We start from the raw sequence: 12,909 nt of genomic DNA on the forward strand, positions 1-12,909 counted from the left end.
GCTATTCCTCTAAACCTAGAATGTCTTGGATTTCCATTTTGAGAACATTGGCATAAGCGCCATAGATAGATTGCATTTGCATGCCATTTTCAGCAAAACCAAGTGCTTCATATTGGTTGACAATCGTATCCTTATCCACTAATGATTTGTCCTTGACATCAATCCGCAAACGAGTGATACAAGCATTGACATCAACAATATTTTCCGGACCACCGTGGGCTGCAATCAAACCGAGAGCCTGTTGGTGCGTTTTTTCTTGCTTGCTAAGTTCTTTCCCTTCAGATTTTTCTGGAGTAGGTGTTGTATCCTGTGGAGCTGCTTGACCGACATTTTGAATCTTCAAGCCATATTTACCACGCGCTTCTTGCTTACTTGCCAATTTGACTTCATCCGTATCTTCTCGACCTGGAGTCTTAAAGTTGAATTTCAAAATCATAAATTTAAAGACATAGTAATAAAGGAAGAAATAAGGGATACCTACTAAGAAGACGAGCCACCAGTGCGTTTTAGGTCCTTGCAACACACCGTAGATTACAAGGTTAATGAAACCATGTCCAGTAGGAGTTGCTACACCAGCACCCAGCATGTGCATAACAAACAAAGCAGAACCTGCCAAAACAGCGTGCACAGCGTAAAGCATTGGTGCCACAAAAAGGAAAGTAAATTCGATTGGCTCTGTAATACCAGTCAAGAATGAAGTTCCGGCTGCTGCAAAGAGAAGCGAACCTGCTACTTTACGTTTTTCTGGAGAAGCTGTCTTGTACATAGCATAAGCAGCACCAGAAAGACCGAACATGAAGTAAACAAACTTACCACCATTGAAACGCGTAATAGATGGGTCAATAGACTTGATTGAAGAATCCGCTAAAGAAGCAAGGTAGGCATTGACCGTACCAACGACATGGTTCCCACCAATTGTCCATGAGCCACCAAGCTCTGTCGTACGGACCGGCCAGTTGAGACCATGGTGCAAACCAAACGGCAAGAGAGCCCGCTCAATCAATCCATATAAGAAAGTGCCAATCGGGCCTGACTTCAAAACGAGGATAGACACTGCGCTAATGCCTGCTTGAATAGTCGGCCAAATAAAGAAGATTGCAACGGCTACAAAGGACATCGCCACCATAGTGACAATTGGTACGAAACGAGGTCCACTGAAGAAACCAATCATGGTTGGCAATTCTTGTTTCACAGCCCATTTGTGAATGAAGTAAACAGAAACCCCAACGATAATCCCTCCAAACACACTGAGGTCCATGGTTTGAATTCCTAGAACCTTTGTCTGCATGGCATTTGACAGGGCAAGTTTGGCTGCACCGCTTGATAAGTTAGCAGTATTGACTAGCCTTCCACTGATTTTCAACAAGAAATTCAAAACATTGTGCAAAACAAGAAAACCTAACAAACCAGATAAAGCTGCCGACCCTTTTTCCCGTTTTGCAAGACCAACTGAAACTCCGACTGCAAAAATAACAGGTAAGTTGCTAAAAGCTGTACCACCAAGCGCAATGAAAAATTTCATGACAAATTGAAAAACTGCATTGTTCAAAAATGGGAACATCTTGAGTGTGTTTTCATTGGTAAAAGCTGTACCAATACCTTGAATAATCCCTGCACCGGGCAGTACCGAAACAGGGAGTAAGAATGAGCGTCCAAATTGCTCAAAGGCAGAGATAAATTTATTCTTCTCTTTCATTTTTTTGCTCCTTGTATTTTTCTGTTTTCATTTTAACAAAAATAAACGCGAAAACGTTTTTTTAGAAAGAAGTTTCTATCTTGCATAATTTTGACTATTTCGGTAAAATTTTACTAAGTAGAAAACGTTTTTCTAAAAACAAGGTTTTAGAAAAGAGGCTTTATGTTTCTAAAAAATTTAAAACAACACTATGATCGATTGTCTGTAAATGAGCAGGAAGTCATTGACTACCTCATGCGTCAGAAAGAAGTAGAGACAATCACATTAAAGACCATTGCAAACGAACTTTTTATTTCCTCTTCCACTGTCATTCGTGCTTGTAAAAAATTAGGCTATCAAACTTATAATGAATTACGCTATGATTTACGCTTATCAAAAGAACTAAAAAAAGAGCAAGCCAAGTCTGAACGAACTTCTTTTGAGCAATTAAAAGAACAGGTACAAGTCGAATTTGAACACACCGTATCCATCTTGTCTGAACAAGATTTTCAGATTTTTGCGGCTAAAATTCTTTCAGCTAGAAGGATCTTCTGCATCGGAGTAGGATCTAGTTACATGCCTATGAGTGATTTTAACCGAAAACTCAAACTTATCAATATTTGGTCCAATGATTACTTTGAGCAATACAGCATTGACCGGATTAAAGACATTGCTACACCAAAAGATGTGATTATCGTCTTTTCACTCGGTGGCAGCAATAAAGACGTCAACCACAGTATCTTACAGGCAAAAGAACAAGGGGCAACTGTTCTTACAATCACCACTTTAGGAAACCATCTTCTCGCTAAAATCAGCGATCATATGATTTTTGTCTATGATGCACCAAAAAAACGCGAAAAATTACGTTCGCGTTTAATGTTCAATTTAGTTGGAAATCTTCTCTTTGAAGTCATTCTAGCTGAGCAACAAACAAACTAATAAAAACAAAGAGTGAGATAAACCGGAAATGTTCATTTTTCTAGTCTATCTCATTTTCATTTTATAAATCTAATACAAGCGAAAAACTACTACCTTGTCCATACTCACTTTGCACGAAAATATCACCACCCAATTGGCGTGCCAATTCACGTGCGATATAAAGCCCTAGACCGTGCCCGCCTGTTTTCATATTGCGCGAGCTTTCCACTCGATAAAGGCGCCTGAAAATCTTGTCTAAATCTTCTGGTTTGATGCCCTGTCCTTCATCCGTAACACTGACAGTCAAACGCTGACTTTCGACAACTGCATCAATACTTAACTTTGTTCCTGCCTCTGAATACTTAAAGGCATTGCTGACAAGATTGAGAATAATTCGTGATAACTTGTCATAGTTGCTAATGATCTTTGCCGATGCTGGCTGCACAGAAATTTGAATATCTCTCTCCTCTTTATCAATAGCCAGCTGAAATTCTGACATAATATCAATCAGTAGCTTATCCAGAAAAATCTCTTCTTTTTCAAGCGGCGCATTTGGCTGATTCATTGTATTCAGGGTAATGAAACTCAATTCTTCCACTAGTTTATTCAAGCGATCAGTCTGGCGACTGATAGTTTTTAGATAATGTCGCTGCTCATCTGCTGCAATCACACCGTCTAGCATTCCTTCCACGCTTGCCTGAATGGAAGTTAAAGGAGTCTTGATATCATGCGATAGTTGTGCAATCATCAAACCCTTTTCCTTCTCACTTTCTTCCAACGAAGTAAAGGTACTTTGCAAGTGTCTTGACATATTATTAAAGGCATCTGCCAGCTCTTTAAATTCAGTTGGATTTTTTATATCATTTACTGTTGCAAACTTCTTGTCAGAAATTCCTTTTATGAGCTGTTTTAATTTATCCAAAGAGAGAAAGACACGGCTCAACAGCAAAAGGCTAACCAATGCCCCTGTAATACTAGCCAGAATGCTAATACCAATAATAAAATAAATATCACTTTTTGAAATCAGCATGGTGTTGACAGACCAGATGATTGCAACAACCGTGATCGTTGTGGAAATGAGGTATCCCACAATAATAAAGTGTTTTAATTTCATTTTAAACCTCTATCTTATACCCTAAACCCCAGACGGTCTTAATCGTGGGCGTTTTTTCAGTACTGAACTTAGCTAAATCCTGCCGCAGAGCATGAATGTGTACGTTTAGCGTATTGGTGTCATCCACAAAATCTTCTCGCCAAACTTTTTCGTATAATTCTGTCTTTGAAAATACACGCTGAGGATTACTAGCAAGAATCCATAGTAGTTCAAACGATTTAAGGGTCATTATCAATAGTTGTCCGTGAACTGTCACTTTGCGTGTTTCATAATTTATCTCTAAATCTCCTAGTTGGAGTTTTTCATCTGCTCCCGCACTACGGTGAATGCGACGTAGGATATTATTGACTCGTAAAACCAATTCCCGCGGACTAAAAGGCTTGGTAATAAAATCATCCGCGCCCATACTGAGAGAATAAATCTTATCTGGCTCAGATGTTTTAGCTGTAATAAAAAGGAAAGGCTGGTCTGGAGCAAGATATTGTATTTCCCCAATCAGATCATAGCCATCCATATTAGGCATCATAATATCTGTAATTATCAAATCAATTGAATATTTCTGAAACAACTCTAAAGCTTCTTGTCCATCATGCGCCACATTGACTTCATAACCTGCCTGTGTTAAATAACGCTTGTTAATCTCGGTAATCTCTACTTCATCATCTACTAACAAAATTCTCTTTGTCATATCCTTACCTCTACTGTGAAAAATAGTGTTATACCATGAAAAAGTATAACACTATTCCTATACTTGATTCAAGCATTATCGCTCACAAAGTGTGAGGCTTATTTCTTTTCTCTGCGTTTCATTCCGACAAGTGCTAGAATAGCTGCTGAGCTTAATCCAAGAAGCCCTAGAACTGTCAAACCAAGAGAAGATTTTTGACCTGTATTAGGAAGCGATTTTTTACTTGCCCTAGCTTGTCCACCTTTTGAAGATGTCGCAGAAGGTGTTCCGCCTTTATTTGAATGCTCGTTTCCATCATGTTCTGCTTTTTTGCCCTGGTCGTGTGTTTGACCATTTTGACCTGGTTGTGATTTTTCTGGCTTAGCTTCTGCTTTCTTTTCACCTTTTAGGTTAATTGTGACAGATTTGGTTGCAATGACATTGCTTAAGTCAGCTTTGCCATCTTTTGCACCATAGACTGTAACAGTTGCTTTATACGAATGTGTTCCATTGGCTTTTAACTGTTCTAACAGAGCTTTGTCTTGTTTACCTGCTGCATTACCGTCCAATGAAACTTGGTAGAAATATTGGCCTTTGCCTAAGCCCGCCAGTGGCAATAGACCTGGATGCTTCGCTGTGCCATTATCTGACCATGATGCTCCGTTTGATGATTTGAGCAGAAGACGAGTCAACATGCCATCACCACCAAAGAGTTCATACGGAATCACTTGGTTGACACCGGCTGTAAATGGACCAGGATGGTTCGCATTCTGTAAGAAGGAAGCTGGAACATCTGTACTTTCTTTAATGTTTTCTAAGACGGATTTCTTAATTTGGTCCGCTGTTGTTGTGCCATTTAAGTTCAATTTTACTTGACGAGTCGCAATTACATTGTTCAAATCAGCCTTGCCATCTTTTGCACCGTAAACTTTAACAGTTGCAGTATAAGTATGAGTTCCGTTGGCTTTTAGTTGATCTAAAAGTGCTTTGCCTTGTTTGCCTGCTGCATTACCGTCCAATGAAACTTGGTAGAAATATTGGCCTTTGCCTAAGCCTGCTAGTGGCAATAGACCTGGATGATTCGCTGAGCCATTATCTGACCATGGTGCTCCGTTTGATGATTTGAGCAGAAGACGAGTCAACATGCCATCACCACCAAAGAGTTCATACGGAATCACTTCATTCACACCAGCTGTAAATGGACCAGGATGGTTCGCATTCTGTAAGAAGGAAGCTGGGACATCTGTATTTTCTTTAATGTTTTCTAAGACGGATTTCTTAATTTGGTCCGCTGTTGTTGTGCCATTTAAGTTCAATTTTACTTGACGAGTCGCAATCACATTGTTCAAATCAGCCTTGCCATCTTTGGTTGCACCGTAAACCTTAACAGTCGCAGTGTAAGTATGAGTGCCGTTGGCCTTCAGTTGGTCTAAAAGTGCCCTACCTTGTTTGCCTGCTGCATTGCCATCCAATGAAACTTGGTAGAAATATTTGCCCTTTGGAATGCCTGCAAACGGAGGCAAGCCTGCATGATTTGCTGTGCCATTATCTGACCATGGCGCTCCATTTGAGGATTTGAGTAGAAGACGCGTTAGCATCCCATCACCACCAAAGAGTTCATACGGAATCACTTCATTCACTCCAGCTGTAAATGGACCAGGATGGTTCGCATTTTGTAAGAAGGACGCTGGGACATCCGTACTTTCTTTAATATTTTCTGAAATAGATTTCTTCGCTTGTTCTAATGAAGGATCTGCTTTAGATTTCAAACTATTAAGGTTAATCGTCACTTGACGAGTCGCAATCACATTGCTCAAGTCAACTTTACCATCTTTTGAACCATAAACTGTTACGGTAGCGGTGTAACTTTGTGTACCGTTCGCTTTCAATTGATCCAACAATTCTTTATTTTGCTTGCCTGCTGCATTTCCTCCAAGTGATACCTGATAAAAATACTTACCCTTCGGAATGTTAGCAAAAGGAGGCAAGCCTGCATGATTTGCTGTGCCATTATCTGACCATGGTGCTCCATTTGAGGATTTGAGTAGAAGACGTGTTAACATCCCATCTCCACCAAAAAGTTCATACGGAATTACTTGGTTCACACCTGCTGTAAAAGGTCCTGGATAAGTAGCATTATCAAGGTAAGAGGCAGGAACATTGATATTACTTTTAATATTATCTAAAACTGATTTTTTCGCTTGATCCAATGAAGAATCCTTCTCTTCCTTTGAAGTAGCTTCTTTTACTACTTTTTCAGTTGCTTTTTGAATTTCCTTAGCAGCCTCTGCAATCGTTTTGCCAACTTTGTTTTCTTTTGTAACTTCTTGCTTTTCTTGAACTTTCTTATCTGGTGCTTGATTTGTTTTTCCAGCTAATTCTTGTGAAGGCTTCGTTGTATCTGGCGTTGCTTGCTTTCCAGCCGTTGCTTTTTTAGTTTGCTTTGTATTAGCATCTACTATCGGCTTTTGCAAATCTGTCGAACTATTTGAAGGGGTTGTTGTCACCACCTTGTTTTGCGAACCAACTTGTGCATTTACAGGATTACTAATGAGAATAAAGAATCCGCTTGCCACAACAACCGAAGCTACACCCACACTCAGGCGGCGAATAGACCATTTGGTATATCTTTCATGATTTGGACGATGATTTTTGGCAACCATATTATTACTCCTTTAATTTATTTTTAATGGTTGACTAAAGTATACCAAGCCCCTATTAACCATCCGTAAGGAAAAGTTAAAATTTTTCTTAAATAGGAGTTATTATTTCATTATGTTAAAAAAATAATGAACTATCAACAACATTTCTTTTTTGATACAATATTATTTATGAAAAACACATATTACTTAATCCGCCATGCACATTCTATTTATAGCCCCGACGAATGGAGTCGTCCTTTATCACAAAAAGGACAAGCTTCTCTTTCGCAATTAAACATGTTAGAAAGCAAACCTATTTCTGCTATTTATTCCAGCCCCTACAAGCGGGCAATTGAAACCGTTGAGCCTTTGGCTCAAACATTGGGACTTTCTATTCAGCTGGACAAACGCCTGATTGAACGAAAATTAAGCAGTCAAAGTATTTCCGACCAAGCATTTGAAGCTACTCTGAAACAACTTTGGAAAAATCCTGCTATTTCTCTACCGGGCGGTGAATCCAATCTCACAGCTCAAAAACGAGTCCTGTCTTTTCTACAAGACTTAGAAAAACTGCATCAAAACGAACACATTATCATTAGCTCACACGGAAATCTGGTTTGTATCCTACTCAACTATTTTGATGATACCATCAATTATAACTTTTGGAAACAACTGCCTATGCCGGCTGTTTTAGTATTGAAGGATGATAAAATTTACTTGCAATGAAATTTAAGCCTATTTTATTTTCTATAAATAATTACATGTTTTTACTAGTGAAATTCTTAAATCAGATAAAAAGGATTTAAGAATTTTTATTTTACAAATATATTCTTTCACCACTGCTTTCTGGTATATTTTTTCCAAATTAATAAAAGTATTGACAAAAGTTTAAAATAAGATTACAATATAATTGTTCAAAAAATGAACAAAGGAGTGCGCCATGAATGACTTGTTTACTGTTTTATACGAACTCAATCAAAATAGATACTTGTCTCAACGAGAAATATCAGATAAAACTAATATTTCTCTGGGAAAAATTAACAATATCCTTAAATTATTAGAAGAAGAAAACTACTTGTTAATCGAAAAGAGAAAAAAGAATATTTATCATTTGACTGAAGCTGGCTTACAGCTATTGGAACGTTTCTTAAGAGAAGAACAGCAAAAAAAAATTTCATTGAGCAATGATAAAAAAGTTATCACGAATGCTGTCATCCTATTAGCTGGACAAGCACAAGAAATTAATATTCCTGTTGGATTACTACCTCTAGATAATGAAACCATTTTAGATAGAAGTATTCAATTATTGATTTCATCAGGTATTACCAATATCGTATTAGTTGTAGGTTTTGCCAAAGAAATGCTAATTCCGATTGAAAAAAAATATCCTCAGATACACATAGTTGTTAATCAACAATTTAAAACGACCGGAACAATGGCCTCTTTAGCAAAAGCAAAATCCTTTATAAATGATGATTTTTTACTGATTGAAGGAGATCTAGTATTTGAAGAACGTGGCTTGACACGACTTCTTCATTCTAACGATACTAGCAGTGTTTTAATTACTAGTGTCCGAGAAAATTATGATGAAGCTATGGTTGAAATTCAAGGAGAACAAATTTCTAAGATAAGCAAAGATATCCATCAATTTAATCATATTGATGGAGAGATGATTGGAATGTCTAAATTCTCTTTTCCTTTTTTTGAAAAAATGTTAACTATTTTTTCAAAAAATGAAAATCCTCTTGTTAATTATGAGTATATCATGATGGATGTTGCTAGAGATTATCGTTTAGGATATGTCCGCGTAGATGATTTTATCTGGGGAGAAATTGACGATCAATCACAGATAAAATCTGTCACACAAATCATTTACCCACGCATTCTTCAAAAAGAAAAACGATTAGAAATTGATACTGTTCGCACGTTCATAAAAGATAAACTAGATGTTACAGATAAAGATATTGATTTATTAGAAAGTGCCGGTGGCATGACCAATAAAAATTATAAGGTCATTCTAAATGGACAATCCTTTATCGTCCGAATTGCTGGAAATGGGACTGATCGCTTTATTGATCGTACAGCTGAAAAAGAAAACAGCATCATTGCTCAAATTTTGGGACTTGATGTCGAGACAACTTATTTTGATGCTGAAACAGGAACTAAAATTAGTCAATTTATCACAGGTGCAGAAACACTGAATCCAGTAACAGCGGCTTATCCTAAAAATATGGAATTAACAACTAATTTACTGAGAAAACTACATCATTCTGGTTTAGAGTTCAGTAATGAATTTAATGTATTTAGAGAAATTGAAAAATATGAGCATTTAGCAGATGAAATGGCTGCCACTTATTATGAAGGATACCAGGTCTTACGACCTCTCGTTTTATCCTTGGAAAAAGATTTATTAAAAATGGGAATTGAAAAAAAACCATGCCATATTGATACTGTACCAGAAAATTTTGTTAAAGATAATCAAGGAAAAACTTTTTTAATTGACTGGGAATACTCTGGAATGAATGACCCTGTATGGGACTTAGCGAACCATAGTATTGAATGTAATTTTACAAATGCTCAGGAGCAACAGTTACTAGAAACTTACTATCAAACCAAAGAACTTCCTCCACTGATTGAATTAAAAGTTCTTGCTTATAAAATTTGTTCTGATTTTGTCTGGTCAGCTTGGACAATTTTTAAAGAAAGTAGAGGTGATAACTTTGGTAGTTATGGAAAAGACCGTCTGGAGCGCGCTTGGAAAAATATGACCTTGTATCAAGAAAAAAGAGAGGATTATCATGAACTCTTATCGTAAAGGAATTTTCAGTGGTTTATTATCGGGACTACTATGGGGAGCAGATACAGCCTTTAATGGATGGGTGTTACTCGCCGTTCCATTTTCATTGGTTGACAAACGTTTAGTGGCTGCATCGTTACTTCTAGCTTTTTTCCATGATCTATTTTCTGCTTTATATTTAACACTTTTGCAGGGTATAAAAGGTGAACTACGAACGACTATTTCAAAATTCAAACTCAAAAGTGCTTTATTTGTAATGTTTGCTGCTTTATTTGGCGGTCCTATTGGCATGCGTGCTTATTTATATGCCATTGATACAATTGGAGCTGGATATACTGCAAGTATCTCCGCTCTATATCCAGTTGTAGCTGCCGTTTTAGGAGCTCTATTTTTAAAGGATTATTTAACCAAAAAAGGGTGGATAGGACTGCTTCTATCTGTACTAGCTATCAGTATATTAGGATATTCTCAGCTTAACTCTTTAAATGAACAAGCAGTTTGGGGGTTCATCGCGGCCTGTATTTGTGCTGGCGGTTGGGCATCAGAAAGCGTTATTTGCGCCTATGGTATGAAAGATGATATTACTCCAAAAGAAGCACTGTTCATACGGCAATGGGTATCCAGTATCGTTTACTTTTTCTTTATCGTTTTTGAAGGACATGCTTTGTTTAATTTTTACAGCGTATTAAGTCGTCCTATTACTTTTGCTATCATCGCTTTAGCGCTTATCGGTACTACATCCTACCTTTTCTACTATCAAGCTATTGATACAATCGGACCCGTCAAAGCAACAGGAATGAATGTCACCTACTCCATCTGGGCTATTATTTTTAGTATCTTACTAATTGGTGGACATTTTGACATAAAGTTGATTTTATGTAGTATCATGATTATCATCGGTACTCTTTTCATCTCAAAAGAGTGAACCATAACATTGTATAAATCAGAAAGTAGGTTATTATGAGAGCTATTATTTTAGCTGCTGGCATGGGAACTCGTCTCCGACCAATTACTCTAACGACTCCCAAATCTTTAATCAAGATAGGAAACGAAACCTTGATTGAACGACAAATCCATTTCTTACGAGAAAAAGGCATAGATGAAATTATTATTGTTACAGGTCACTTAGCCGAAAAATTTGAATTTTTAAAAGATAAATATCAAGTAACTTTAGTACATAATGACAAATATGCTATTTATAACAATTTTTATACAATGTATTTAGTCAAACAGTATCTATCAAATACTTATGTTATTGATGCCGATAATTATTTAGTTGATAATTTTTTGTCAAACAATCTAGAAACTTCTACTTATTTTTCTGCTTATAAAACAAATTTTAAGCAAGAATGGGTTCTTCACACCAATAGTGATTCTTTTGTGACAGATATCACTATTGAAGATGGAGAAGGACCTATTATGTGCGGAGTTTCCTATTGGAATTCTACAGATGGTGCTTTATTACAAAAAGCAATTGAAAAAAAATTTGAGTTAGGAAATTATGCAGATATTTATTGGGATAATATCGTTCTAGATCAGCTCCCTAACTTAAACGTTAAAATCCAATCTATTTCCCATAACAGTATTTTTGAAATTGATAGTCTAGAAGATTTGCAACATCTACATAATGTATTAGGATACTCCCAATATCAAAGTGATAAATAACGAATTCTTACAGAAAAAGAAGCAGAAAACTGTGTGCTGACTCCAAAATAATTGTTGAAAGGATTTGGTTTTGTATTGAACAGGACTCAATCCTTTTAATTTTGTTTTGATTCGCTTGTGATTGTAAGAATCAGCCTTAAAATAATAGTCATCATCTAAACGCATCCTCTTTACCAAACAACTATAGATTTGATTAAAAATTCTCTTCTTAGTTAAATATAATTTTTACATATAACTTACAAGAAATACAAAAAACAAATTGAAACACATGATATAATAAATTATATTATAAATTTAAAGGAAATATTACTATGTCTAAAATGAAAAAAGCTACACTTATTATTGGTGGAGTCAGTTTGGCATTTTTAATGTCAGCGACTCCTGCATCAGCAATCACATCTCCAAATACTGCAGAGTTGGTACAACATAAACAGAACAATATAAATAAAGATATCACTATCAAAGTTTGGAAAACAGAAGATGAAGTTAAGTCTGGAAAGCCTTTATTTACTTATAGAACAAAATTCAAAGGAGAATTAGAGCAAAATTATATCTCTGAAATTTTAAAAAATATGAAAGATGATATCCTATCCAAAAAATTGTTACGCTCTTATGGATATGATGCAGGAACTAAAGATTTTCACTTTTTTCTTACTGATCTAGGTGGTCTAAATATCGGAGATAGTGAGCGTACCCCTTATAAAATCGAAATAAAAACAAATAAGGACGGTACAAAATATCAAGAAGTGAGTTACACTACCCCTACAACAACTCCTCACTATTATTATACTGATAAAACGGGGAAAGAAGTAAGTGGCAAAACCATAGTCTCTCCAGACGATGCCGCCTATGATACCTATCTTAATAAAAAACCTACTCTATTAATCAAGGATGGTAATCTTATAGAACCCCTTTCCATTTTAAAGGAAAATCAACAAAAAGTTTTCAATATTAAGCAAGGGAAAGACTTCTCAGTCTATGTAGGTTATGGAAAAGATGTTCAAATCGACTGGGAACAAGTTCGGAAACAGTTACCCGCAGGATTGACAGTTACTAAACCTGACAGTGATCAAACAACCAAAATAACCGGCTCTCCTAAAAAAGTAGGAAACTACACTGTTCCAATTACACTAAGATTACCGAAAAAAAATAAAGTTACCGAAAATACTACTGTCAAACTCGTTTTCAATATTCAAGGAAAAAAGAATAGTTGGGGACAGGACGCTAAAGGTGATTGGTTCTACTACAAAGCTGATGGCACTCTAGCGAAAAACCAATGGATTAACAATACCTATTGGGTTGGTCAAGATGGAAAAATGGCGAGAAACTCTTGGGTTGACAATGGAAAATACTATGTAGGAGCTGATGGTAAATGGGTGAAAGACGCTCATAAACCTGGCTGGCATAAAGATGCCAAAGGCGATTGGTTCT

Annotated in this window: 9 protein-coding genes and 2 pseudogenes; 6 read left to right on the forward strand and 5 right to left on the reverse strand. The window is 36.5% G+C overall.

Features of this window, described 5'->3' with window-relative positions; translation table 11 throughout:
• Position 1 precedes the first annotated feature (1 nt).
• Positions 2-1,696: a PTS transporter subunit EIIC gene (locus tag PCY71_RS14370; protein WP_219123604.1), complete on the reverse strand. Its 1,695-nt coding sequence runs from the start codon at positions 1,694-1,696 to the stop codon at positions 2-4.
• 162 nt (positions 1,697-1,858) lie between these two features.
• Here PCY71_RS14370 and PCY71_RS14375 point away from each other — a divergent pair, with 162 nt between their 5' ends.
• A complete protein-coding gene (locus tag PCY71_RS14375; protein WP_003034801.1) occupies positions 1,859-2,614 on the forward strand; it encodes a MurR/RpiR family transcriptional regulator in 756 nt (251 codons plus the stop codon).
• A 61-nt stretch (positions 2,615-2,675) separates the two neighbouring features.
• Here PCY71_RS14375 and PCY71_RS14380 read toward each other — a convergent pair whose 3' ends face one another.
• From PCY71_RS14380 to PCY71_RS14390, 3 genes are all read right to left on the reverse strand, one after another.
• Positions 2,676-3,707: a cell wall metabolism sensor histidine kinase WalK gene (locus tag PCY71_RS14380; protein WP_006270476.1), complete on the reverse strand. Its 1,032-nt coding sequence runs from the start codon at positions 3,705-3,707 to the stop codon at positions 2,676-2,678.
• A 1-nt stretch (position 3,708) separates the two neighbouring features.
• On the reverse strand, positions 3,709-4,395 hold the full coding sequence (locus PCY71_RS14385) for a response regulator transcription factor (protein ID WP_006270478.1): 687 nt from the start codon (positions 4,393-4,395) through the stop codon (positions 3,709-3,711).
• A 98-nt stretch (positions 4,396-4,493) separates the two neighbouring features.
• The gene (locus PCY71_RS14390; RefSeq protein ID WP_301412804.1) at positions 4,494-7,037 is read right to left on the reverse strand and encodes a fibronectin-binding SSURE repeat-containing protein; all 2,544 of its coding nucleotides are present in this window, start codon (positions 7,035-7,037) and stop codon (positions 4,494-4,496) included.
• Positions 7,038-7,205: 168 nt separating this feature from the next.
• On the opposite strand from PCY71_RS14390, the gene PCY71_RS14395 reads away from it, so the two are divergent.
• From PCY71_RS14395 to PCY71_RS14410, 4 genes are all read left to right on the forward strand, one after another.
• A complete protein-coding gene (locus PCY71_RS14395) occupies positions 7,206-7,742 on the forward strand; it encodes a histidine phosphatase family protein (RefSeq protein WP_037566115.1) in 537 nt (178 codons plus the stop codon).
• Between the two features lie 214 nt (positions 7,743-7,956).
• Positions 7,957-9,831 carry an NTP transferase domain-containing protein gene (locus PCY71_RS14400; protein WP_006270515.1) on the forward strand — a complete coding sequence of 625 codons (1,875 nt, stop codon included), beginning with the start codon at positions 7,957-7,959 and terminating at the stop codon, positions 9,829-9,831.
• Positions 9,815-10,738, forward strand: a complete 924-nt coding sequence (locus PCY71_RS14405; RefSeq protein WP_006270512.1) for a DMT family transporter — start codon at positions 9,815-9,817, stop codon at positions 10,736-10,738. The genes PCY71_RS14400 and PCY71_RS14405 overlap by 17 nt, the downstream gene beginning before the upstream one ends.
• A 35-nt stretch (positions 10,739-10,773) precedes the next feature.
• Positions 10,774-11,478, forward strand: coding sequence for a CTP--phosphocholine cytidylyltransferase (locus tag PCY71_RS14410; RefSeq protein ID WP_039677814.1), 705 nt, complete (start codon positions 10,774-10,776; stop codon positions 11,476-11,478).
• Between the two features lie 57 nt (positions 11,479-11,535).
• On the opposite strand, the pseudogene PCY71_RS14415 reads toward PCY71_RS14410, so the two are convergent.
• A pseudogene (locus PCY71_RS14415) lies at positions 11,536-11,610 on the reverse strand (IS3 family transposase); the annotation flags it as partial.
• A gap of 179 nt (positions 11,611-11,789) precedes the next feature.
• Here PCY71_RS14415 and PCY71_RS14420 point away from each other — a divergent pair.
• A pseudogene (locus PCY71_RS14420) lies at positions 11,790-12,909 on the forward strand (hypothetical protein); the annotation flags it as partial.

The organism is Streptococcus sp. SN3 (assembly GCF_030439905.1).